Here is a 25344-nt window from a genome sequence, read left to right on the forward strand (position 1 = left end):
TTTCTCCCGCATGGTCACCACCCTGCGGGTCTCACCCCATGCCCGCGTCCACCTGCTGGCATGGTTATTCGCGGCGCTGTGCTCCTTCGGATCTGCCTGGGGGCGCACCGCCGCCGACACCAAACTTGATCTGGCTCTCAATCCCGCCGGCTTTCTCGCCCGGGCGGTGCGGCCGTGGACCGATGTGTTCCCACTCGGCCAGCTGCAGAACCAAGCCTATGGCTATCTCTTTCCCCAAGGCCTCTTCTTTCTCCTCACCGAGCCACTGCCCGACTGGGTAGCCCAGCGGCTCTGGTGGACCCTCATACTGGGTCTTTCCTTTTCTGGGTTTTATCGCCTGGCCGGCACACTGCGGCTACCGAGCCCTATTCTCGGCGCGGCCGCCTATGCTTTATCCCCGCGGATTCTCACCACACTCGGTGCGATCTCCTCTGAAGCCTGGCCTGTGGCCCTCGTGCCGTGGATCGTAGAGCCGCTCGTCCGCGCCAAACCGGCGCTCGGCCGTGCCATCATCGCGGTGGCGTGTCTCGGCGCGGTCAATGCCACCGCCACCATCGCCGCATGTATTCCCGGCGGTTTCGTGCTGCTCTTCCGCCACCGCTGGGTGGACTTCGGCCACTTCCTCATCGGCTCCATCTTGGTGAGCATGTGGTGGCTGGTGCCGCTGGCCACCATGGGCCGACTCTCCCCGCCTTTTACCGACTACATCGAAAACGCGCACATCACCACCGGGAACCTCAACGGGGTGCAGGTGCTGCGCGGCGCCACCAGCTGGACCCCTTTCGTCGATAGCGAACGACTCGCGGGACATGTCCTCGCACTCAACCCGATTCTGGTGTTGGCCACCGTCGCGGTGGCGGCCGCCGGTATTGCTGGGCTAAAGCGGATGCGCGGCCAAGGAATGTGGATCACTCTGCTGCTCATCGGCGTGATTATTCTCTGCGGCTCGCACTATGTCACGGGCTTCCTCGATGGTCCCGGCGCGCTGCTGCGCAATGTGCACAAGTTCGACCCCTTGGTGCGGCTGCCGCTGTGTATCGGTATCGCCTGCCTCAGCGTGCAGTGGCATAAGTTGCTCTACATCGCCACGGCGCTGGCGGTGGTGATGGCCAGCTCGCCAGCGTGGTCGCTGCGGCTGGCACCTCGGGGCACATTCCAGGAGGTGCCCTCCTATGTCTACGAGACCGCGGAGTGGCTGAACACGCACGGGGAGAATACCCGCACGCTGATCTATCCGCCGGTGCGTTTCGCCCGCCAGGATTGGGGCTGGACCCGCGATGAGCCGCTGCAGCCGCTGCTGGAGGTGCCGTGGATTGCCCGCGACGCGGTCCCCCTAGTCAATCCCGAAGCAATCCGCGGCCTCGATGGGGTGATGGACTCGCTCCAGGATGGTTCCTTCGCGGCGCTGCCCCAACTCGGCGTGGGCCTGATTGCGGTACGCCACGATGTGGGCCAGCGCGCCGGCACGGAGCTGGTAGACGCCGCCGAGGAACAGGGCTTGACGGTGCACTCCTTCGGCAAGATAGATGTGATCGAGATCGATCCCGAGCGCGGCGCCTCAGTGGTGGATCAGCCCATCGACCAAGTGCTCGGCGGTGGAGAGTCGCTGGCCTTGATCAATGAGGTGCTGGGCTATGAGCCACGCCAGCTCACCAGCGCACCCGAGCAGGCGCAGATCATCACCGACACTCCCCTAGCCATTGCGCGCAACTATGGCACCGGGCAGCATTCGGGTCTTTTGGCCCGCCGCGAGGAAGCGCCCGATATTAAGAATCCGGTGATCGACTACCCCTCCCAGGCGCCGAAGCTGTGGCTGCGGGAAACCGGCGGTACTGTTACCGCCGGCCCGAATGCTGCGGATGCCGGCAGTATTTACGGCCCGCGCACGAATCACTCCCCCACCGCTGCGGTCGATGGCTTCGCCGGCACCGCCTTCTACGGCGATTGGTTGAGCCTCGATCCGGAGAATGATGATGTGCGCACCCTGAAGCTGCAGATTCGGGGCCGCTCCGGCGATCTTCTGGTCAATGGCACCCGCGTATTTATGCGGGAAGGCGAGACCGCCGAGTTACGGGTAGACGAGTTGCCGGTGCGCATTATCCCGGGCCCGGGACAAGGGATCGCCGAGGCCGATATGGGTATCCGCCGCGAGATCGTGGTGCAGGGCTCGCCCAGCGCCCAGCACTACCTATTCAGCCAGCGGCAGGTGTACACCGGTGTGCTCGCCCGCACCTTAGTGCTCCCCGAACCGGCGCGCCTTGAGTTACGCACCTCCTCCTGCGGGGCGTGGACGAATACGCTTATCGACGGCACACCCCACGGCTGCGGCCCCGTCGAGCTGGACGCGGGGGAACATCGCCTCTCCACTAACGCCGAGTGGCTGATGCTCACCAACCCCCAAGCACCCCCAGCGCCGCGAAAGCAGCTGGTGGATACCTCCTATTCCTTCAACCCGGGTTTGAGCATGGGCGATGCTCCGCCCACCACCATCAATGCCGGTATGCAGGCTTTTGAGGCCGATGCCCTCGCCCCGCTGCGTTTCCCGCGGAGCTATCTGCTGGTCGGCGTGATCATTTCTCTGCTCGCTGCGGCCTGGGCGCTCTATCTGCCCACCACGCCGCGGATCCCAGGGGTATTTCGCCCGACTCCGCGCTATGCCGTGCTGGCCCCACTGGTCTTCGGCCTGCCGGGGCTTATCGGCATTGTGGTGGCATGGATTGTGGAGCGGTGGACCACGCTGCGCATCGCCGGGCTGAGCGTGCTGGTTACTGGTCTGTGGCTACAGCGCGGCGTCGAGGCTGGCGGGCACGTGCTGACGCAGGCAGCCATCGCCACAGCCCTCGCGCTGGTCGCTCTACCAGGTGGTAAGACAGATACGCCACCGGCAGGGTCAGCCCCAGAGTCACCGCAGTGATCAGCAGGAAATTGCCGGTGAACGGGCGCATGCCCAGAAGCGGAAACACCATTTCTAGCACCACCACATGCCAGAGGAAGATGGAATAAGAAATGGTGCCGAGCTGACTGAATAGGCGCGAGTCGAGCAGCCGCGAGCCCGGCGCGAGCACATAGGGCACCAGCACCACGGAGGCGAAGGCGGCGCCAGCAATCACGCGGCGCAGAAACTCCAGCGGGGAGGGGTGCTCGAGACCGAGCGGGCCGAAGAACTCCTGGCCGGCCACAAAAAGGATGGCGGCGGCGCAGATCCACCAGATCCAGCGACGACGCAGCCATCTCTCTGCGGTGGGCGTGGGCTGAATGCGGGCCGCCAGCAGCCCCACGGCGAACCAGCAGGTATAGGCGGGCGGGAAGATCTGCCAGTTGGGGCCGCCGGTGGGGAAGGGAATAAAGGCCCAGCCGAGACTGAGCAGCGCCAACCCAAGAATGATCCACCGCTTCTGGGAGATAAAGGGAAATACCAGATAGAAGGCCACTTCCACGCACATTGACCACAAGTGGGTGATACCTGGGAGCAGCCCGTGGGGCAGATAGATCTGGGCGAAGAAGAAAGTGGCGATCACCGCCGCTGGGTCGGCGTTGAAATTGGCTGGCAGGATAATCAACGCGGTGGCCACACACACCACATAGGCGGGCACCACGCGGAAGAAGCGCTTGGCATAAAAGGAGCGGCGGGTGCGATAGTCGCCGCGCGCCAGCAGATAGGCGGAGAGCGCAAAAAAGAGCGCAACAAAGAAGTCGAAACGCCCTAAAAATCCACCCACCAGCGAGCTGGGATCCATGCCAGACTGAAAAGAGGTGTGGGTGAGCAGCACTCCGCAGGCGGCAACGGCGCGCAAACCCTCGAGGCTTGGATTGTAACCGCGCGGCGTTGCGTAGGATTGAGGAGACACGACACTTATTGTTTCATACCCACAATTGATACTTCACTGTTCGCAGCGCGGTGGCTCCACCGCCACGAACGCCCGCCTAGAAGGAGAGTCGACGTGGCCCGCGGTAGCAGAACCGGCAGCATCGTCTCGCTGCTCATCGCCCGAGTATTCCTCGGTGCCGCCGTCTTTTTTGTGGCCTTGTCCTTCATCATCTACACCACGTGGAAGTTCAGCGAGGGCTCACTGCCACGCAACTACGCCACGCATGTCACCACCGTGCCCAGCATCGCCGTGGGGTCACTGGCAGGAGGCCAGACGGTGTCCAAAGAAAGCAGTATCGTGCTAGGCGAACCCGCGGACCGAGAGAATGTGACGGCCGAGGCACGCACTACGGTGCGCTCCCAGGAGCAGGTGCTCTACCGCGAGGAGGACTCGGTTACTCTCAGCCGCGGCACCGGCTATCCGGTGGAGACGGCGTCGTCACGCTATATGGGCGGCGCCCCAGGGCTGATCGTCGGCTCCACTCTCACCCATTCTTCTTTTGTGCGCGTCGGCCTGAACTATCGTTTCCCGCCGACGACCGGGAAATCCTCCTATCCCTATTTTGATACGGTGCTGCAGGCCTCGGTGCCGGTGGACTTCGTGGATGCCGTGGATTATCACGGCGAGGAGGTCTTCACCTATCACCAAGAGATCGGCCCCGTGCGGGTGATCGGCGGCTATTACGCGGTCGAACGCGATATCACGGTGGAGCCTTTCACCGGAATGATCGTGGACCTGAAAGAGCGTCCCCTCTGGTTCACCGCACCCGATACCCCCACCGCCGAACAGCGCACCGCCGAGTTTTTCGCCGGCGCCTCCTCGGTGGAGGGTACCGTTTTCAGCGCCCGCTTCGACTGGGATGAGAGCACCACATCCCAGCAGTGGGCCGAAGCCGAGCGAAAACTCAGCGCCTTCCACGCCATGCGCTTAACCCAGTATCTCAGCCGCACGCTGTCCTTCCTGCTGCTCATCGCCGCCGCCGTCACCTACCTGCGTGCGCGGAGCTAATATGCGCAGCCGCGCCTTCCTCCCCGCACTGCGCGGGACGACGCTGTCGTGGGCCATCGTGGCGCTCTGCCTCGGCATGCTTGCCCTGACGCTGCTGCGTAGTGGCGTGCTCATCACCCGCGACATGGTGCTTATCGACACCCCAGCCCTCAGCGCGGATGCACTCGGGGTGGGTGATCTCCCCGCCCGCAATGTGCCCCAAGACGGGCTCTTGGCGCTGCTGGGCCAGATCCTGCCGGCCTCCTGGTTCGCCCGTGCCCTCATCCTCGGCTCGGCCGGTATAGCCGCCTGGGCCGCCTGGGGCTATGGGCCGCTCGGGGTGGGGCTCACGCTCTGCAATCCCTTCATTATCGAGCGCCTGGCCCAAGGCCAGTGGTCGCTGGTGATCGCCGCCTGGCTCTTGCCGGGGATCGCCGCCAGCGCCCAGCATCCGCTCCGGCAGCTCGGCCTCGTGTGGCTTGCCAGCCTCACCCCCACCGGTGCGGTGGTGGCCGGGGTGGTGGCGATTCTCACCCGCCCCGCATTCAGCTCGGTTGCGGGCGCGGCCGCGGTGTCCTTGCCCTGGCTCGTGCCCGCGCTGCTCAACCCACCCAGCAGCGCGGCGGGAGCTGCCTTCGCCACCCGCCCCGAGGCCGATTTCGGCCCGGAGGTGCTGAATATCGCCGCCACCGTTGTGGGCTTGGGGGGAATCTGGAACGCCGAGGTGGCCCGCACCGGCGGCGTGATCGCGGGGGCGCTACTTTTTCTCCTTCTGCTCACCGGTCTGCGCGCCGCGCCGCGCCGGCTGGTGCTGCTCGGCGTCGCGGGGATCCTGGCCACCGCCTGCAGCCTCGATGTGCAGGGAATTCCGGGCGGGGCGCTATTTCGCGACACGCATAAATTTGTTCTTTTCGCCCTGCCGGCCTACGCGGCTATGGCCGCCGGTATCCGCTGGGTATGGCTCCAGGGCGTAGGGCTGGTACTGCTGGCGCTCAGCGTGCCACAGGCCCCGCAGCAGCTCGCTGAGCTGCGTCCCGTTCCCGCCGACTCCTCTTGGCAGCGCCTGCACGACGAGGCCGAAGGGGTGGATGTGCTGCTGGTGGGTCCCGCCACCGCGATCACCACCTATGAGGGGCGAGTGGCGGTGGATCCGCGCACCAAGGCAGTGGCGGCCGTCCAGCCTGGAGGTTTGGTGGTGGACGGGACGATCGTGGACCCGCCGAACCCGCGCTGGCAGCAGGCCATGGACGCCTGGGAGCGTCGTGATGATGCCGCCTTGGCGCGCCTCCAGGTGGGGCTGGTGGTCGATGGTGGACACACCTACCGGATTACCGGGGTGGAACCTCGGCCGCACGGCTATGGGCTAGGACTGCTGGTGTGGTGGCTGCTGGTGCCGCTATTTATCGGGCTTCGCGCTCTACGAGTTCGGCAAAGGCAGCGCCCGTCGTAGCCCAGGAATACTGATGGGCGCGCTGCCGGGCAGCCTCGCCGAGACTGGTGCGACGCGCGGGATCCGCAATCAGCTCCGCCGTTGCGGCCAGCAGCTGCTCGGGGGTATCCACCAGCACGCCGGTTTCACCATCGAGCACGGAATCGCACAGTCCCCGCGAGCTGCGATAGCCAATCGTGGGCACCCCGTGCTGGGCGGCCTCCACCACCGCTAGGCCCCAGCCTTCCTTGCGGGAGGGCATCAGATGGATATCCGCTCGCTCCAGCAAGGCGTGTTTGGCCTCCTCGGACACATGCCCATGGAAATGGATATTCTCCCCCGCGATCTCGCGGAGGTTCTCCTCCCACCAGCCGGAGCCGATCACGTCCAAGTCCACTCCGAGGGCATCCGCTACCTCGATGGCGTGCTCGATCTGCTTGTGTGGCACGAGGCGAGACAGCGTCACCAGCCGTGGGCCAGAGGCCGGGGGGAGGGCGTCGAAATGTGGTACGGGATCGACACCATTGTGGATCACGCTGATATCGCGCACGCCCAGCTCGCGCAGCTCACTCGCCGAGGCCTCGGAGACGGTGACCCAGCGGGCGTGGCGATAGACCCGCGGCGCGACTGTGGACTCCAAAAACCAGCCCAGCTGCGCCAATCCGGGCCCAGCCACCGGCCATTGCTCGCGGTGGCAGTGATGGGTGAGCACCACGGTCGGGGCATTCAGGAAAAGCCGAGCGAAGAAAGGAATGCCGTTTTGGGTATCCACCACCGCATCGACCCCGCGCAGCTCCCCGATGCCCACGCGTCCGGCCAACATGGCCAGCCACGCCCGCGGATAGACCGTGAGCCTGCCACCCGCCCGCCGAAAACGCACCCCCGCGCGGCTCGTGGTGGCAGGGGCGTTCTCATTGGCCGCGGTGCGGAAAATCACCTCATGGCCACGCTCCACGAGGTGCTCCGCGACGCGCTCAAGGTAGCGTTCACTACCACCGCCTTGAGGGTGGGTGGAGTCGCGCCAGCAGAGCAGGAGAATCTTCATCACACCCAAGCCTATAATGGAGCCCCATGCGCACCATATTCCGCTCGGCTCTCAACCGCCTGAATGGGCAGCCCACACCGCAAACCATCTCGCGAGCCACCTTCGGGCGCACGTGGTCACTACTGCGCTCCTTCCCTCTCGAACAGGCTGACCCCGACGTCTTTTATACGGGCCTGGCCCGCGACACCGCCGAGCTTATCGACGCCCTCTGCACGGATTATGGTGTGTCCCTCCACGGCTCCCGGGTGCTGGATGTGGGCGGTGGCCCCGGCTATTTCACCTCCGAGTTTGCCGCCCGCGGGGCCCGCTATATCTCCTGCGAGCCTGGGGAGCTCGCCACCGATGTGCGCGGCTCCGGCATGCAGCTGCCTTTCCTCGATAACAGCTGCGAGATCACCTATTCCTCCAATGTGGCCGAGCATGTGCCCGAGCCTTGGACCATGGCCGATGAGATGCTGCGGGTGACCGCCCCCGGCGGGCTGGTGGTGTTGTCCTACACTATCTGGCTGGGCCCTTTCGGCGGCCACGAAACCGGGCTGTGGCAGCACTATGTGGGCGGGGAGTTTGCCCGCCAACGCTATAAGAAAAAGCACGGCCACGAGCCCAAGAACATCTTTGGCACATCGCTATTCGACGTTTCCTGCGCCGAGGGCCTGCGCTGGGCAGAGAGCACGGGGCAGATGGTGCTGGCCTTCCCCCGCTATCACCCGTGGTGGGCATGGTGGGCCGTGCGCGTCCCGCTCTTCCGCGAATTCGCCGTCTCGAATCTGGTGGTCGTGCTCCGCAAAAACTAGACCCTAGCGGCCCACGCACTCCTGCCGCAGGCCGCGGCCGATCTCTGCCACGCTGGGGCGATGCTTTGCCACCGCGCCGCAGAACAGCACCAGCGATGTGCCCAGCAGCACCACGAGCGGGGCGAGATCCCACGACAGCTCCCCATCGCCTGCGGCGAAGGGCGGCAGGAGCAGCAGCAGAAATGCCACCGCCCACCACCAGCGATAGAGCGCCACCACGCCGATGATGCCCACCGCCCCCATCAGGGTATAGTGCACCCACAACACACTTGAGAGGCTGGTGGCACCCAGCATCATCACCACCGCAATGATCTCAAATTTCTTGGTGCTCTCACTGCCCATCAGCGCCAGCGCCCCCACCGCGAGAACAACAAGAATGAGCAGCTTGATCGGCAGCGCCCAGGGGGAAGACTCATCGAAAACACCCACGATGGCCTCCGTTCGCACCGGCATGATGAGCAGTGCATCGATAGCCACATTGTGCGGGGCCAGGGTATGGGCGCCGATCCACCCCACCGTCTCCCGCCACGCGCTGAACACGGAGCTGGGGACGAGAAGATAGGACACCACGCCGGCAATAGCGAGCAGGCCGGTGGCGATGAGCCCGGCGCGGCGTCGTGAAGCGAAAAGCAGCATAGCCACCACCACCGCCACCGGGGTGATCTTGATGAAGGCGGCTACCGCGATGCACGTCCCGGCCAGCCAGGGGCGGCGTCGGCTCAGCGCCACACTCAGCGTGATGAGTGCGTAGATAAAGGGCGAGGTTTGGCCCAGCGTGATACTGGCCTGCGCCGCCGAGCTCAGCCACACCAGCGTGGTGACGGCCACCAGCACCCCAGGGCGCGGGGCACGATCGGTCCACATCGCGATCGCCGCGGCAGCCAGCAGGGTGAGGGACACACCGGTGATCACCGCTCCCAGGGCGATAAACACCGGGAAGCTCATGATCATGGTCAGCGGGGCGAGAATATAGGCCACCGCGGGCAGGTGCACATAGGGGTGTGGCACCAGGGTGTGCTCGGCGATGAGCTCAGCCTCGTGGGTCCACTCCGCGCCGGTGAAGAGCCCATAATCATTGGGGTCGATGGCATAGAGCGCATCTGCATGCCCGGTGGCCACCAAGCGACCAGCGATCCACCAGCTGGCAGCATCGTCTGGCGTGGCTAGGCGCAGCTGCGCATATAGCGTCAGAGCAGCGAAGGCCGCAGCCACCAGCCACACCGAGGCAGGGAACATCCCCCGTGTCGGCTCAGACGAGGCATGATGCGCGCGGGCTGCAGAAGAAACCATAAACGCGAAGTTTAGCGCCGAGCGCGGCGCGGGGGCGAGTCCGCAGGCCGGCCAGCACGCCGATAGCGCAGCCCGGTAGCACTCGGGCCCGCAGCTGTGGGGCGCGGCGCCGGCGCGAGGGTGGCCGTCGGTGCAGGTGCGGGTTCGGAGGCCGGTGCGGGCCCAGGTGCAGGTGCAGGAGCGAAGGCCGGTGCGGGTGCCGGGCGGCCGCTGATCTCGGTGAGAATCCCGCGCCACACCGAGCGGAAGGACAGCCCCTCGCTACGCATGATCTCGCCCACCACCAGCAGCACCGTGGGAATCACCATCAGCGCCAACGGCGCCCACTGCAGCGCCCCCGGTGTGGTGTCCATATCCACGAAATGCCCGCCGAGGGGCTGATAGGCCAGCAGCAGGACGCCGAGCACCCAGTAGCGGCGGTGCAGGATGAGCACTCCGGCAATCGGTACAAACGCCACCAGACCATAGTGCAACCACACGACACCAGATACCGAGGTGGCCACCAACAGAATCGCCACTGCCGAGATTTCAAACTTATGGCGCGACTGGGTGCCCATAAGCAGCACAAGGCCAAGGCCCACGAGCAGCACATAGAGACCATTGAGCACGGTCGCCGCAGCTGGGGTACCGGGGACGGCCTCCACCTGCACCTCTAAGGTAGTGCGCTCGGCAAAGAGCGAATCGAGGGAGGCGTTGATGGGGACCGCCAGGGTGTGGGAGTTCATCCACGCGATCGTGTCCCGCCACGCCGTGATCACTGCATTGTCCACCAACAGCAGGGTCAGTACTGCGCCCGCAGACACCACGGCCAGGCCCACCAGCCCAGCGCGGCGCCGCGATCCGAAGCCCACCAGCACCACAATCAACGCGACCGGGGTGATCTTGATCAGCGCCGCAATGCCAATGAGCACTCCCGCGATCACGGGACGACGCTCCGAGAGCGCCAGCGCCACCGCGATGATGGCATAAATAAAAGGAGAGGACTGCCCGAGCGTGATGCTCATCTGGCTTGCCGTGCACAGCCACAGCGCCACACTGCCCAGCCAGAGGGCGGAGGTCGACGGCGCCGAACGAGTAAAAAGGCCGATGCTGGCCGCCACGATCACCGCAATGCAGACTCCGTTGATTGCCGAGCCGATGGTGGCGAAGGTGGAAAAGGACATGATGTGGGTGAGCGGCGAGAGCGCATAGGCCACTAAAGGAATATGCACATAGGGGTGCGGATAGGGCGAGACATCGCGGATGAGTTCCGCCTGCTGCGCCCACGCATCGCCGGTGTATGAGGCAAAGTCAGTGGTATCGACCGCGTAGATCGCGTGGGCCTGTCCTTCTGCCACGAGCGAGGCTGCAATCCACCACGAGGCCAGATCATCCGGATAGCCGGAGCGGCGGAAGAGCCACAGGGTCAGCACCGCGAATACCGCAGCCACCACCCATACTCGCGGCGGGAACAGCCCGTCGGAGCGCTGAGCGCTGGAATGCCGACCGAGCGGTGCGCCTTTGAGGGCCCGCTCCCACTCGCCCGTCGTATCGCCGGCGCTGCCGCCTGCGCCACGTGCACTAGCTGCGTCGCGTGCACCAGCTGTGCCGCGCGCTCCGCGGGAGGACGCTAGTTGCCGACCCTGTCGTGGGGTGTCCCGTCCCTGAGCGCTTGGCATATACGTTGCACGTCCATTCCGTTTTATCCAGGCGAAGTTATATTCTCTCGGATAGTTTAGCGAAGGAATACACCTCGCGGCAGGCGGACGCAGATACGCCGACTGCCCGGCCCCGCAGCCCCGCCTCCCCCTCGTACGCGAGGGGCAACGGCGGTGCTCGATCGGGACCGGGCAGAACAGGTCTGTCTCAGGCGAGGAGACTACTTGGCGTCGGCAATACGCTTCTTCAAAGCGGCGAACTGCTCATGCACCTCGGCCGGAACCTTGGGGCCGAGCTTCTCCAGCCATGCCTCGTTATCGGCCAGATCGCCCTCCCACTGCTCGGCGGGGGCGCTCAGTGCCTCTTCCACATCGGCGACCGGGGTGTCCAGGCCGGTGAGGTCGATGTCCTCCACCTTGGCGGTGTGGCCCACCACGGTCTCGGTGGCGCCCACGCGGCCCTCGATGCGATCGATGATCCACTTGAGCACGCGAGAGTTCTCGCCGAAGCCGGGCCAGAGGAAGCGGCCATCGTCGCCGCGACGGAACCAGTTGACCAGGAACACGGACGGCATCTTGTCGCCGCCCTTGACGCCCATGTCGATCCAGTGCTGCAGGTAGTCACCGGCGTTGTAGCCGATGAAGGGCAGCATGGCCATCGGGTCGTGGCGCAGGGAGCCCACCTTTGCCTCGGCGGAGGCGGCGGTCTGACCGGAGGACAGGAGCGCACCAATCATGGTGGCGTGATCCCAGTTGTGTGCCTGGGTGACCAGCGGCACGGTGTCGGGGCGACGGCCACCGAAGAGGATGGCGTCGATCGGTACACCCTGCCAGTCGTTGAACTCCTTGGCAGCCACCGGGCACTGCGAGATCGGCACGCAGTAGCGGGAGTTCGGGTGGGAGGAGGGCTGCTCGGAATCCGGGGTCCACTCATTACCCAGCCAGTCGATGGCGTGATCGGGCTTGTTCTCCAAGCCTTCCCACCACACATCGCCGTCGTCGGTGAGCGCAACGTTGGTGAACAGGGTGTTGCCCGGCTCCATGGTGCGCATGGCGTTGGGGTTGGAGGAGTAGTTGGTGCCCGGAGCCACGCCGAAGAAACCATTCTCCGGGTTCACGGCGTAGAGGCGGCCATCCTCACCGAAGTGCAGCCACGCGATGTCATCGCCGACCACCTCGGCGCTCCAGCCCTCCAGGGTGGGCTCGATCATGGCCAGGTTGGTCTTACCGCAGGCGGAGGGGAAGGCGGCAGCCACGTAGTAGGACTTGCCCTCCGGGGAGTTGAGCTTGAGGATGAGCATGTGCTCGGCCATCCAGCCCTCTTCCTGGGCCATCACCGAGGCGATACGCAGGGCGTAGCACTTCTTGGCCAAGATGGCGTTGCCGCCATAGCCGGAGCCATAGGACCAAATCTCCTTGGTCTCCGGGAACTGGGTGATGTACTTGGTGTCGTTGCAGGGCCACGGCACGTCCTCCTGGCCCTCCTCCAACGGCGCACCCACGGAGTGGAAGCAGTGGACGAAATCGCCATTCTCGCCGATCTTGTCCAGGGCTTCCTGACCCATGCGGGTCATGATGCGCATGGACATGACCACATAGGCGGAGTCAGTCAGCTGCACACCCAGCTTCGGGCTGGGGTCATCGATCGGACCCATGCAGAACGGCACCACGTACATGGTGCGGCCCTTCATGGAGCCCTTGTACTGCTCCAGCATTTCCTCGCGCATCTTCACCGGGTCGGCCCAGTTGTTGGTGGGGCCAGCGCCCTCCTCGCTGTGCGAGCAGATGAAGGTACGGGATTCCACGCGAGCAACGTCATCGGGGTTCGAGCGAGCGAGGTAGCTGTTGGGGCGCTTCTCCTCGTTCAGCTTGATCAGGGTGCCCGCTTCCACGAGCTCGGCGGCGAGTCGATCCCACTCCTCCTGAGAACCATCGGCGAACACCACTCGTTCGGGCTGGAAGAGATCGACAGCCTCGGCGATCCAGGTGAGCAGTTCTTCATTCTTGGTGGGGGCAGGGCCTTCAAGGCCTTTGATAGCGGTCATCGCTTCTCCAGACATGTGCATCACTCGACAGACTTTCACTACCAAGATTAATGAAGTGCCTGCACGCTGAACCCGTGTTTTGGATCGCTTTTGAGAAAAGGTACGAATATTCGCTGGACCGAACACCTCCTTAGTGACGTTTTGGGCATAAGTCACACCTTATGCGGAGGCGCCTCGCCCCACTTTGGGGGTATTTACTCTCCACGACTACCCCAGACCATGACCGTACGGGCACTAGCTATTATTGAACTTTTACCCATCCACTTGGAAGAATGTCTCAAGTGTCTACTAGTGATAATTCTGATTCTCTCGCTGTAGGTGGTCACACCACCTCCGCAGCGGCTCCGTCTTCCCCCGCACCGCAGCACGATGCTGGCCGCGACTGGGCTGTCGGCGACCTGCCGGGCGGGCGCCCTCTCCAGTCTGATTTCAACGATGGCTTGGACTATCCGCGGCTCGGCTCAGTGAGCTTCCGCCGCGGCACTCTCACCGATAATCAACAGGCCCTCATGGAGGAGCACTGGCCCCGCTTGGGCACCGTGCTCTCTGATGAACGCATCGATCCCGCCGCCTGGTTCGGCCGCGAGGCCCGCACCATCGTGGAGATCGGCTCCGGCACCGGCACCTCCACCGCAGCGATGGCCCCGCTCGAGGCGGACACCAATATCATCGCCGTGGAGCTGTATAAGCCTGGGCTGGCGAAGCTGCTCGGCAGCGTCGTCCGCGAGGGCATCGAGAACATCCGCATGGTGCGCGGCGACGGCATCGAGGTACTCAACCGCATGATCGCGCCCGCCTCCCTCGACGGGGTGCGCATCTACTTTCCAGATCCGTGGCCCAAGGCGCGGCACCACAAGCGCCGCATCATCCAATCTGGGCCGCTGCACCTCATCGCCTCCCGCCTCAAGCCGGGCGGAGTCTTGCACGTAGCCACCGACCACGCCGACTACGCCGAGTGGATCGATGAGCTGACCGAGGTCGAGCCCGCACTAGAGTACATGGGGTGGCCATGGGCTGAATGCCCTCAGCTCACTGACCGGCAAGTTATTACTAAGTTCGAGGGCAAGGGCCTCGATAAGAGCCACGTGATTCGTGAATATCTGTGGCGTAAGCGTGACGACGCTACCCCAAAGGAGATCTAGCCCATGAGTGATTTCGTGGAACTGCACCACCGCTATGACGATTCGGGACGCATCGGCCCGGCCAATATGTTGCTGGTGTGGGACGGCCCGAACCTCGATATGGGGCTCGGTGCCCTGCTCGGCGGCCGTCCTTCCGGGGCCCAGCGCCCCCGCTTCGACGCGGTGGGCCGCTGGCTGATCAACGAGGCCGCCGCCATCGACCCGGCCATCGATCCTGAGGCCACCGTCTTCACCAATGTCTCCCCCGACGCCGCCGAGGCCGTGCGTCCGTGGGTGGATGCGATGCGCAATATGGGTTTCGCGGTATTCGCGAAGCCCAAAACGGCGGAGGATTCCGATGTGGATCCCGATATGATCCGCCATATTGAGCGTCGAGAAGCAGAGGGCGTGCTCAAGGGCCTGGTGGTGGCGAGCGCCGATGGCCGCAACTTCCACGACACTCTCGAGCGGATCGCCGCCACCGGGGTGCCGGTGACCGTGCTGGGCTTCCACGAGCACTGCTCGTGGGCGACCGCCTCGGAGTCACTGCGTTTCGTTGATCTCGAGGACATTGACGGCGTCTTCCTCGAGCCCTTGCCGCGCATCACCTTGGACAACCTGCCCGAGGACGGCGCGTGGCTGCTGCCCTTCCGTCCGCTGCGTGCGCTGCTGAATTCCAAGCCGCACTAGGCCGCGGGGATAGACGAGGAGCTACACCATGTTCTACAAGTGGGGACTGCTGTCCTATCGTTTCCGGCGCATCGTCCCAGCGGTGATCGTGCTGGTGATCCTTGCGCTCTACGCGCTGGCCGGCACCAAGCTGGAGGACCGGATGAGCCAGGAGGGCTGGGATGATCCCGGCTCCAGCTCAACCCAGGCTGCCCAGATCGAGCTGGACACCTTCGGCCGCGACAATAACGGCGATGTGATCCTGCTCTTCGAATCCACACGCGATCGCCCCCTAGACGATCCCGCCACGGTGGAGCAGGCCCGCGATTTCCTCGCCCGCCTGCAGGAGCAGCATTCCGGGCAGATTTCGCATATCACCAGCTACTTCGATAACCGCAATGGCCAGCTGGCCACGGCCGATAAGCGCCTGGCCTTCGCGGCCATCGGTTTGCAGGGCGATGGGGAACAAACCCTAAAGGATTTCCGCGCCGTGGGCGAGGACTTCACCCCGCCGGCGCACATGCTCAACGACGATGTCCGCGTAGAGGTGGCCGGCGCCACGGCCATCGCCGATGCCCTCGATAAGGGCATGGCCGGCGATATCAAACGCGCCGAGCTGGTGGCACTGCCCCTAGTGGGCTTGTTGCTGCTCATCGTCTTCGGTTCTCTCATCGCCGCGGTCATGCCGCTGATCGTGGGTATTCTCTCCATCTTCGGCTCGCTGGGCGTGCTCAGCGTGCTTGCCGAATTTACACAGGTGAACGTGTTTGCCATGTCCGTGGTGACCCTGCTCGGGTTGGGGCTAGCCATCGACTATGGGCTGTTCATGGTCTCCCGCTTCCGCGAGGAATTGGATGCCGGCCGCGATGTCCGCTCCGCGGTGGCCATCACCACCGCCACTGCTGGGCAGACCGTGGTGTTCTCCGCGGCCATGGTGGCGGTGGCTCTGTCGGGTCTGCTGGTCTTTCCCCAGGCCTTCCTCAAGTCCATCGCCTATGGTGCTATCTCCGCTGTGGGGCTGGCGGCGGTGCTCTCCATCACGGTGCTGCCCTCGATCTTCGGCATGCTCGGCCCCAACATCAACAAGTTGCGGGTGCGCTCGGTGTCCAAGAAGAAAGAGGACATCGAAACCTCGGTGTGGGCGCGCATAGCCGGCTGGTCCATGAAGCGCGCCAAGATGGTGACCTTCGGCATCACCGCACTGCTCATCGCCCTCACTATCCCCTTGGGCGGGGTAAGCTTCGGCGGCATCAACGAAACCTATCTGCCGCCAACCAACGATGTGCGCCAGACCCAGGCCAGCTTTGACCAGAACTTCCCGCAGTACCGCACCGAACCCATCAAACTGGTGGTGACCGGCGCCGATAATGCCGCGCTGGTGAATATCTACCAGCAGGCCAACCAGGTGGAGGGACTCACGGGGCGCTTTACGCCCTCCTCCCCCACCGAGAACGGCACTACTGTCCTCTCGGCCGGTATTGAGAACCGTTCACAGAACAAAGCCGTGGTGGATCAACTCCGCGATATTGATCCCCCCGAAGGCGTGGATCTCTACATCGGCGGCACCCCGGCCCTCGAGATCGAATCCATCGAGGCGCTCTTTGATCGACTGCCGTGGATGGCGGTGTATATCATCGCCGCCACCTTCATTCTCATGAGCATCGTCTTCGGTTCGGTCATCCTGCCCGCCAAGGCCGTGATCATGACCATCCTCACCCTCGGCACCACCTTGGGTGTGCTCACTTGGATGTTCGTCGATGGCCTCGGCGCCGATTTCTTCAACTTCACCCCGGGCCCGCTGATGAGCCCGATCCTGGTGCTCATCTCCGCCATCGTCTACGGCCTGTCCACCGACTATGAGGTCTTCTTGGTCTCCCGCATGGTGGAATCCCGCAAACGCGGCGCCACCACCGACCAGGCGATCCGCTATGGCACCGCCCACACCGGCTCCATCATTACGGCCGCGGCGCTCATCATGATCGTGGTCTGCGGCGCCTTCGGCTTCTCGGACATTGTGATGATGAAGTACATCGCCTTCGGCATGATCGCTGCATTGCTTCTCGACGCCACCATCGTGCGCATGTTCCTCGTGCCCGCTGTCATGCACCTGCTGCGCGAGGACTGCTGGTGGGCGCCGCGCTGGGTGAAGCGGGCCTCCGAATTCGTCGGCCACGGCACTGAGCCGCTCGCCGCCGTGGCACCCACCACTGCGCAGCAGAGCGACTACGCTGAGGCGGAGGAGCCCAGCAGCGTCGAGGTCTATCCCGAGGATCTCACAGTGCGTAGCGGCACCCCCGCCGAGGACAATAATCAACTCATCCCCTTCCATGACCTCATGGCCCGCCTCGAGAGAGAACAACAGGGCAAGCATGGTCGCGGGTCCGCGACGAAGGGAGACTAATGCTGCAGATCCTGCGCAACCCTTGGGTTCGTTGGCTGTTCCCGCTGGTGGTGCTCGGGATCGTGCTCATTATCTTCCGCGATAAGCTGCCCTTTATCGCGGAAGGCTTCATGGAGCTCGACGATATGGCCGGCCGCGGCATGGCCCTGGCCATTATCAGCTCCATTCTGGCCCTCGTGGCCATGGCCGAAGTGATGTATGTGTTTATGCGGGCCGGGAAGGTACAAGCGTCCCGGCTCCAAGCCAATGCCCTCACCTTCGGCTCCAATGCCTGGTCCACCTCCTTTCCCGGTGGGCCGGCTTTTGCCACGGTGCTGCAGTATCAAATCATGAATAGCTGGGGCGCGGGCCCCGCCATCAGCACCTGGTTCTTGGTGCTCTCCTCCACCCTGTCCACGCTGTGGCTGGTGGCGCTCGGCGTGATCGCCATTATCTTCCTCGGCGCCTCGCTGTCGCTTGGGTCTTTGCTGCTCACGCTGGCGGTGCTGCTGGCGCTGTCCGCACTCACCTATTGGGCCTCCTCCAACCCCGATACGCTCAAGCGTCTCCTCCGGCCGCTGAGCTCCCGGACATCGCTAGCAATTAACCATCACATCGATCAGCTCAAGGCCGCCCACATGGGTTTCGGCACCTTCCTCTACGCGGCCAGCATGTCCTTCCTCAACTGGATCTTCGATATTGTCACCCTCGTCGGGGCGGTATGGGCGGTCACCTATCAGCTGCCCGATATCTATGGAGGTGAAAACAAAACCACCATTGCCGGCATCGCGCTCGCTTTCGTGACCGCCAAGATCGCCGGCACCGTGCAGGTCACCCCCGGCGGCCTCGGGCCGGTGGAAGCGGCCATGATGGGCACGCTCGTGGCCACCGGTATGACCGCCGCCCAGGCCTTCTCCGCGGTGTTTATTTACCGACTCATCAGTCTCGGGCTCATCACCATCCTTGGTTGGATCATCTACTTCTTCGGCTTCTCCAGCCGTGGGCTCCACCCGCGTCCCGAGGTGAAAGAACACCAGGACCCCGTGGCCCGCGAGCAAAATGCCGATCCTGCGGGTGGGTCAGTAGATTAGAGCCTATGGCTCGATATTTTCTCGGCGATGTCCTCGCCATCGTTCTCTTTGCTCTCCTTGCCCGTATCGCCCACCAGAGCGACACGATGCCGCTCAGTGCCGCCGGGGTAGCTGATACCGCCTGGCCCTTCCTCATCGGCGCCCTCCTGGCATGGGGCGTCATCTATCTCGCCGCGCTGGAGCCATGGCGCATCGCCCCCGCCGGCATCAGCGTGTGGCTGTGCAGCGTCATCGCCGGGCTGGGGATCTGGGGGCTGCGCCACGGCGCGCTACCGCACTGGTCTTTCATCATCGTCGCCTCGCTGATGTCGCTGGTGCTGCTGCTCGGCTGGCGCCTAGTGGCAGCCCGCATGCAGAAAGGCAACGCCGCCATCTAGCACCCAGCGACACCGTAACGCAGGCACCCCACCTCCCTGACTTCACGGGAGATGGGGTGCGAGTGGGCGTCGATAAGCGCCCTGCTACATCGGAATAATGGTGTGCTTCTTGGGCAGATCCTCCACCTGCTTTGTAGCGAGCTGGCGGAAAGCCTGGCGCAGCGCCACGCGGGTGGTATTAGGTTCAATCATGGCATCCACATAGCCACGCTCAGCCGCCACATAGGGGCTGGTCATGTTCTCGTCGTAGAAGTCCATGAACAGCTTCTTCATATAGGCGCGCTGCTCCTCCGGCATCTGCGCCAGCTTCTTGCCCTGAATCATCACGGCCGCGGCGGCCGCACCCATCACCGCGATCTGGGCGGTGGGCCAGGCAAGGTTGATATCGCCGGAAAGGTTCTTCGACCCCATCGCCGCATAGGCGCCGCCATAGGCCTTGCGCACGATCAGCGAGACCTTGGGCACGCTGGCCTCCACCAATGCGAAAGGCAGCTTGGCGCCACGGTGGATCAAGCCCACCTTCTCCTGCTGCACCCCGGGCAGGTAGCCGGGGGTATCCACCACGAAGAGCAGCGGGACATTGTAGGCATCGCAAATGCGGATGAAGCGGGTGGCCTTATCGGAGGCATCGGCATCAATACAGCCCGCATAGTGCAGCGGATTATTGGCCACAATGCCCACCGACTTGCCATCGATACGGCCGAAGGCGGTGATGATATTGGGCGCGAAATTCTCCTGAATCTCCAGCACATCATCGCTATCGAGCAGCTTCGGCAGCAAATCCTGCATGTTGTAGCCGGCGTTCGTATCATCCGGCATAAACAGATCGAGCTCGCTGGCCTGGGCCACATCCTCATCGGCGGGCGCCCAGAACTCCGGCGCCTCATCGAAGCAGGTCATGGGTAGATGCGCCATGAGATCCTGCACATAGGCGAAGGCCTCGTCTTCCGAGGACGCCACATAGGAGACATTGCCGTTGAGCTCCTGCTCGCGGGCACCACCCAGCTCGGCGGAGGTTATCTCCTCGCCGGTGACCTCCTTGATCACTGCGGGGCCGGTGACATACATTTCGGCACGATCCTCCACCGCCACCACGAAGTCGGTGGTGACGGGGGCATAGACGGCGCCGCCGGCGCACTTGCCCATCATGATGGAGATCTGCGGGGAACGGCCCGAGAGCGGCATTTGGCGGCGGGCAATCTCGGAGTACATGGCCAGCGAGGTCACGGCATCCTGAATGCGGGCGCCGCCGGAATCCTGAATGCCAATCACTGGGCAGCCAATCTTGATGGCCATGTCCATGATCTCGCACACCTTGCGCCCGAAGGTCACGCCCACCGAACCGCCATAGACGGTCTTATCGTGGGCGTAGATCGCCACGGTGCGGCCATCAATGCGGCCATAGCCGGTGACCACGCCGTCCGAGTAGGGAGCATCCGCCTCGTCTGGGGTGCGGCCCAAGGCGCCAACCTCCACGAAGGAGCCAGCATCCAGCAACCGAGCGATGCGCTGGCGCGGCGTGGTCAAACCTGCCTCGTCGCGCTTACGGCGAGAACGCTCACTGCCGGGATCCTGCGCTTTTTCCAAGCGTTGGCGCAGATCAGCGAGCTTCTCAGCCGTGGTCATCGGATTCACTATCGTTTATCCTCTTGCTACTCGAGTTCAACTATGCGGCGGCTCAGATACGAGCCCACCTTTGCAATCTCGGGCTCATCCACCACTGCGAGGTGATCGCCCTTGAGGTGCACAATTTCTAACTCATCCACGATACTCGACCAGCCGCCGTCTTCGTCAATCGACGCGTATCGTGGCTCTAACTCGATTGCGCCATCGTGCATCCGTTCCGCGCGGAAGAGCACCACCGGGCACTGCACCTCCGCCCAGGTGTGGAAATCCACCTGATCGAGGATGCGGTTATCCACAAAGCTGGCCCGCTGATGCTCCAGCACCCCGGCGCTCAAACCATGCTCGCTGGCATCGGTGGTGGCAAGGAATTCCGTGAGCATTCCCAGCAGCGCCTCCTCGCCGGCGGACTCCAGCAAGTCATAGGGCATGGGGAAGTCGATGCCATAGGTTTTCTTGGCAAAGGCCGCATAGCGACCCCAGCGCGCCTTGGTCTCCTCCAGGGTATCCGGCACCTTCTCCGAGGGCTGCACCGTGTCCAATAGCGCCACCAGCTTGGGCTCATTCGCCGTGCCCTGCAGCTGGCGGGCGACCTCCATGGCCAGCGCCCCGCCGAAGCTCCAGCCGCCCAGCACAATCGGGTGGCCATCCGCCCGGGCAACGATATCGTCCACGTATGCCGCGGCGCGCTCCGCGAAACTTCCCTCGAGCCGCTCCACGCCATAGACCGGAACCTCCTCCGGCAGGCGCCGCATCAGCGGCTGGTACACCACCGAGGAACCACCGGCCGGGTGGAACATGAACAGCGTCGGGGATGTGGAGCCCTCGGGGCGTTCCCGCAGCACCCGAATAGTGCCCTCCACCTCGGTTTCGAGCCCCTCGCGCACCAGGTTGGCCAGCGTTTCGAGGCTCTCGGCCGCGCGCACCGCATCCGCAGACACGTCCACGCCGCACCGCTCAGTGAGTCGAGCCGCCATCTGTTCCGCCTGCTCCTCGCTGATCTCCGGCAGCGCGCTCGTCACACCCCGCGCCGCCCGGCCCGTGATGGTGGCCCAGGTAGCAAAGACGAGACGCTCCGAGGCATCACGCGGGGCCACGCCCACGCCGTTGCCCTCCTCGCCGGGTCGCTTATCGACGTCGCCCTCTGGCGCGGCAGCCTCCGGCTGGGAGGTCTCCGGCTCGGCCGCGGGTGCTGCCGTAGCCGCCGCAGACTCTGCTGCGGTGTCGCGGCTGTTCACCTTCTCGGTGACGATCTGCACCACATCGGCCACGGAGGCATCGCGCAGCGCCTGCACCTGCAGCGGCGGGATCTGGAAATCGTGCTCGATGCGATTCTTGATGCGCATACCCATGAGGGAATCGAGGCCGAGATCGATCAGGGGCAGCTCGGCGGGCAGATCTTCAAGGTCATAACCCATCGACTCCGAGACGATCATGCGCAGTCGCTCCTCCACGGTTTCCCCAGAGGTGGGGTCCCAGACCTGCACACCGAATTCCGCCTCATCCACCATGGGGGCTGGGGTGGCCGCACTCGCGTCGCCAGCCGCTGCCGCTGGGGCGGGGCCGCCGGTGGCTGCCCCAGCGATGCTCGGGGCTGCGGCGAAGCCCTCCGCCACCAACGTGCTCTCCCTGCCGGAGATGGCATAGACGCGCACATCCACGCCACCAAGGGAGGTGGAGGCCGTAGTGGTGATCTCGCCGGTGGGCGCTAAGGGGTTGCGGTCCTCGACGAGCACTACCTCGGCACCGGGCAGGAGGGCCTGGGCGGCGGCGTCGATAAGCGCATGGGAGCTGGGAACTAGATCCGCCTGGGTGGAAAAAGCGACCGTCCCGTCGGGAAGAACCACCTTGGAGCCGGGCAGCTGCGGAGAACCACCGGCCGGACGGGCGGCCGTCCAATAGCGCTGCTTCTTCCAGCGCATGGTGGGAAGCTCCGCGCAAGGGCCATCGCCGAAGAGCACTGCGGCATTCACCGGCTGGCCCTGAACATAGAGCTTGGCGAGGGTCTCACGCAGCGAATCCTCTGCCGGAACCTTGCGTTTGAGCAGGAACAATAGCTGCGCGTCCGGTTTCGCGACCGAGAAGGCAGTATTCATCATCGGCATGAGCGCGACTGGGTTCGGAGAGATCTCCACGAGGGTCTCGTAGCCATGCGCAAAAGCCTGCTCGGTGGCGTCCTGGAACCACACCGAGTGGCGGGTGCAGGTGACCCAGTAGTCGGCACCGTGCACTACCTCGCCCGGGGTGTAGACGCGGCCGCGCTCCACCGAGCTGAACAGCGGGATGGATATCGGCTGCGGCTCGATGGGGGCGATCTCTGCATAGAGCTCGCCCAAGATCGGGTCCAGCGCACTGGTGTGTCCGGCGCCCTTGACGTTGAGCAGGCGGGCGAATTTACCCTCGGACTCCAGCTGCTCCACGAAGGCGGTCACTGCCGCACGCGGCCCACCCACGGTGGTCATGCCGGGGCCGGCATAGACGGCCGGCTCGATCCCTTCGGGGAGATCATCGGAGGCGGTCTCCACCAAGGCCATGGCGCCGAGCTCGTCCTCGGGCAGGGAACGCTCGCCCTCGCCCATGAGACGGGAGCGGTGGCAGGCGATCAGCATGGCATCGGCGGCGCTGAGGCCACCGGCAGCATAGGCTGCGGCGATCTCGCCCATGGACATACCCATCACGGCCGCTGGGCTAACCCCCAGCTCAGCCATGTAGTCGGTGAGCGCGATCTGGATGGCGGTGATGCCCACCTGCGCGGTCTCGGTGTCATAGGTGAGCTCGTCGTTGAGGATGTGCTCCTCGAGCGACCACCCGGATTCGAAACGAATGATCTGATCCAGCTCGCGGATACGCGCAGCAAACACCGAAGAGGAGGTAAAAAGATCCTTGGCCATCTTACGATGCTGCGAACCAAAACCGGAGTAGACGAAGACCGGACCGTTCTGAGCGGGGGCGTCCGCCACGGCGATACCGTGCGACTTCTTGCCTTCAGCGACCAGGCTCAGTCGCTTCTGCAATTCCTCGCGATCCTGAGCCACCACAGCGGCACGGGAGCGGCCGTGATTGCGCTTGGCGGTGGCGCGAGAAATCTCCACCGGTGTGGCTTCCGGATGGTCCTCCATCCACTCCACCAAGGCCGCGGCGGCCGCCTTGCGGCGAGAGGGCACCAGCCCGGAAACGGTCACCAGAGCGCCCTCGCCGCCGAGCTGCGGCTCCTGGACGGGGCGCGGCTGCTCATAATCCGAGGCGAGGAACTCAGAGACCACCACATGAGCGTTGGTGCCGCCGAAACCAAAACCAGACACGCCGGCCAGTTTGCGGCCGGAGTACTCGGGCCATTCCCTCGGATCCTCTACGGCTTCGAGATGATCGGCCTCAAAGTTGATATAGCGGTTCGGCGAGCTAAAGCCTGCCAGTGGTGGCACCGTATCGTGCATCATGCTCAGCACCACTTTGATCATGCCCGCAGCACCCGCCGCGGACTCGGTATGACCAAAGTTGGTCTTGGCGGAGCCCAGCAGCAGCGGTTCGGCGCTGCCGCGCTGCGCGCCTAATACCGCGCCGAGGGCCTGAGCCTCGATGGGATCACCGAGGATGGTGCCGGTGCCGTGGGCCTCCACATAATCCACTGCGGCCGGATCCACCTGGGCATCGGCATAGGCGCGACGCAGCACATCCACCTGGGCCTCGGGGTTCGGGGCGGTCAGCCCATTCGAGCGGCCATCAGAGTTCACCGCCGACCCCTTGATCACGGCCAGAATGGAATCACCTGCTGCGAGCGCGTCGTCGACACGCTTGAGCACCAGCACCCCCGCCCCATCGGAGCGAACGATGCCCTTGGCGTCATCGGAGAAGGCTTTGATCCCTTCTTCCGAGATCACGCCCAGCTCGCCGAAGGCGATAGAGACAAAGGGCGCAGCCAACACGTTCACACCGCCAGCGATGGCAGTATCGGCTTCCCCGGCGCGCAAATCGCGCACCGCTTGGTGCACAGCGACCAGCGAGGAGGAACATGCAGTGTCCACGCTCACCGAGGGGCCGTGAAAATCGAAGGCATAAGAGACGCGGTTCGGGACGATGGAGCTGGCCGTGCCGGTGAGCGCATAGGGGTGCATCTCATTGGGGTCGGCGGAAACCAGCATTCCGTAGTCATTATTGGAGGAACCCATGTACACGCCGGTTCGGGTGCCGCGCAGCGTGTTCGCGGGAATACCGGCATGCTCCAGCGCCTCCCACGTGAGTTCGAGGGTGAGGCGCTGCTGAGGGTCCATGTTGGCGGCCTCCACGGGAGACAAGCCAAAAAACTCGGCGTCGAAGCTCTGAATGTCATCGAGGTAGCCGCCCGTGGTGGGCACCTTGCTCAAGCGAGCCTGGGTGACCTCATCGGCGGCGTACTCGGACCAGCGGCCCAGCGGCAGTTCGCCGGTCATTACCTCGCCGTCGACTACCCGCTCCCACATCTCCGCCGCAGAGGGCGCGCCCGGCATACGAGCAGCCACACCGACAATGGCGATATCGTGCATGCCGCGGGTGAGCATGCCGCCCTGCGGGTGCGACGCGGTCTGGGCGGAGCCTGGGGCCGGGGCGTGTGCCCCACCGCCGTAGACGAACTCCGCCAGCGCCCGAATGGTGGGGTGCTGATACGCGACCGTGGCGTCGAGCTGCACCCCAGTGAGATTCTCCAGCTCGCCGGAAAGAATCACCACATCGCGGGAGGAGAGCCCGAACGATTGCATGGGCGTATCCACGTCCACGTCGTCCACGGATAGCTCAGTGTTCTCGGCTACCCAGCGTGTCAGCCACGCCGACAGCTCGTTCACGGAGGTAGGACCTTGACCCTGGTTCTCGTTCACAACTCACCTAACTACGACAGAAAACGGCCCTCACACCCATGATCCGGTGGAACACACTGAATCCCGGTGGAGGGCCACAGTAACAGCGTTCGCCGCGATACCCGCGGAGAGAAGCCGCCAGAATGCGGCCGTTACCG

Annotated in this window: 15 protein-coding genes and 1 pseudogene; 9 read left to right on the forward strand and 7 right to left on the reverse strand. The window is 64.4% G+C overall.

Annotated features, from left to right (window positions below):
• Window positions 1-10: 10 nt before the first annotated feature.
• A pseudogene (locus GBB18_RS10735) lies at window positions 11-1741 on the forward strand (alpha-(1->3)-arabinofuranosyltransferase family protein); the annotation flags it as partial.
• A 1024-nt stretch (window positions 1742-2765) separates the two neighbouring features.
• Here GBB18_RS10735 and GBB18_RS03320 read toward each other — a convergent pair.
• Window positions 2766-3848: an acyltransferase gene (locus GBB18_RS03320; RefSeq protein WP_151640748.1), complete on the reverse strand. Its 1083-nt coding sequence runs from the start codon at window positions 3846-3848 to the stop codon at window positions 2766-2768.
• A 93-nt stretch (window positions 3849-3941) separates the two neighbouring features.
• Between GBB18_RS03320 and GBB18_RS03325 the strand changes: the two genes are divergently transcribed.
• Together GBB18_RS03325 and GBB18_RS03330 are read left to right on the forward strand one after the other, a co-directional pair.
• The gene (locus GBB18_RS03325) at window positions 3942-4877 is read left to right on the forward strand and encodes a porin PorA family protein (protein ID WP_192795905.1); all 936 of its coding nucleotides are present in this window, start codon (window positions 3942-3944) and stop codon (window positions 4875-4877) included.
• 1 nt (window position 4878) lies between these two features.
• On the forward strand, window positions 4879-6306 hold the full coding sequence (locus tag GBB18_RS03330) for a hypothetical protein (protein WP_151640749.1): 1428 nt from the start codon (window positions 4879-4881) through the stop codon (window positions 6304-6306).
• Here the strand turns inward: GBB18_RS03330 and GBB18_RS03335 are convergent.
• A complete protein-coding gene (locus tag GBB18_RS03335; protein WP_151640750.1) occupies window positions 6257-7330 on the reverse strand; it encodes a glycosyltransferase family 4 protein in 1074 nt (357 codons plus the stop codon). The genes GBB18_RS03330 and GBB18_RS03335 overlap by 50 nt on opposite strands.
• 26 nt (window positions 7331-7356) lie before the next feature.
• Here GBB18_RS03335 and GBB18_RS03340 point away from each other — a divergent pair, with 26 nt between their 5' ends.
• Window positions 7357-8124 carry a methyltransferase domain-containing protein gene (locus GBB18_RS03340; protein ID WP_151640751.1) on the forward strand — a complete coding sequence of 256 codons (768 nt, stop codon included), beginning with the start codon at window positions 7357-7359 and terminating at the stop codon, window positions 8122-8124.
• A gap of 3 nt (window positions 8125-8127) precedes the next feature.
• Here GBB18_RS03340 and GBB18_RS03345 read toward each other — a convergent pair whose 3' ends face one another.
• The 3 genes from GBB18_RS03345 to GBB18_RS03355 form a co-directional block, all read right to left on the reverse strand.
• Window positions 8128-9414, reverse strand: a complete 1287-nt coding sequence (locus GBB18_RS03345) for a glycosyltransferase family 87 protein (protein WP_151640752.1) — start codon at window positions 9412-9414, stop codon at window positions 8128-8130.
• Between the two features lie 11 nt (window positions 9415-9425).
• Window positions 9426-10844 (reverse strand): glycosyltransferase family 87 protein, encoded by a 1419-nt coding sequence (locus GBB18_RS03350; RefSeq protein WP_192795906.1) that lies wholly within the window; start codon window positions 10842-10844, stop codon window positions 9426-9428.
• Window positions 10845-11272: 428 nt separating this feature from the next.
• Window positions 11273-13096: a phosphoenolpyruvate carboxykinase (GTP) gene (locus GBB18_RS03355; protein WP_192795915.1), complete on the reverse strand. Its 1824-nt coding sequence runs from the start codon at window positions 13094-13096 to the stop codon at window positions 11273-11275.
• Window positions 13097-13368: 272 nt separating this feature from the next.
• On the opposite strand from GBB18_RS03355, the gene trmB reads away from it, so the two are divergent.
• The 5 genes from trmB to GBB18_RS03380 are packed head-to-tail and all read left to right on the forward strand — an operon-like array spanning window position 13369 to window position 18734.
• Window positions 13369-14238, forward strand: a complete 870-nt coding sequence (trmB, locus tag GBB18_RS03360) for a tRNA (guanosine(46)-N7)-methyltransferase TrmB (RefSeq protein ID WP_370513256.1) — start codon at window positions 13369-13371, stop codon at window positions 14236-14238.
• Between the two features lie 3 nt (window positions 14239-14241).
• Window positions 14242-14907: an NYN domain-containing protein gene (locus GBB18_RS03365; RefSeq protein WP_151549413.1), complete on the forward strand. Its 666-nt coding sequence runs from the start codon at window positions 14242-14244 to the stop codon at window positions 14905-14907.
• Between the two features lie 28 nt (window positions 14908-14935).
• Window positions 14936-17287 (forward strand): MMPL family transporter, encoded by a 2352-nt coding sequence (locus tag GBB18_RS03370; RefSeq protein WP_151549412.1) that lies wholly within the window; start codon window positions 14936-14938, stop codon window positions 17285-17287.
• Window positions 17287-18357, forward strand: a complete 1071-nt coding sequence (locus GBB18_RS03375; protein ID WP_151549411.1) for a YbhN family protein — start codon at window positions 17287-17289, stop codon at window positions 18355-18357. The genes GBB18_RS03370 and GBB18_RS03375 overlap by 1 nt, the downstream gene beginning before the upstream one ends.
• A 5-nt stretch (window positions 18358-18362) precedes the next feature.
• Window positions 18363-18734, forward strand: coding sequence for a DUF3054 domain-containing protein (locus tag GBB18_RS03380; protein ID WP_151640755.1), 372 nt, complete (start codon window positions 18363-18365; stop codon window positions 18732-18734).
• Window positions 18735-18818: 84 nt separating this feature from the next.
• Here GBB18_RS03380 and GBB18_RS03385 read toward each other — a convergent pair whose 3' ends face one another.
• On the reverse strand, window positions 18819-20360 hold the full coding sequence (locus tag GBB18_RS03385; protein WP_151529030.1) for an acyl-CoA carboxylase subunit beta: 1542 nt from the start codon (window positions 20358-20360) through the stop codon (window positions 18819-18821).
• A gap of 26 nt (window positions 20361-20386) precedes the next feature.
• Complete coding sequence (locus GBB18_RS03390) at window positions 20387-25207, reverse strand: type I polyketide synthase (protein WP_151640756.1); 4821 nt, start codon at window positions 25205-25207, stop codon at window positions 20387-20389.
• Window positions 25208-25344 lie beyond the last annotated feature (137 nt).

This window comes from Corynebacterium sp. 11A (assembly GCF_008930935.1).
GTDB classification, from domain to species: Bacteria; Actinomycetota; Actinomycetes; order Mycobacteriales; family Mycobacteriaceae; genus Corynebacterium; species Corynebacterium megadyptis.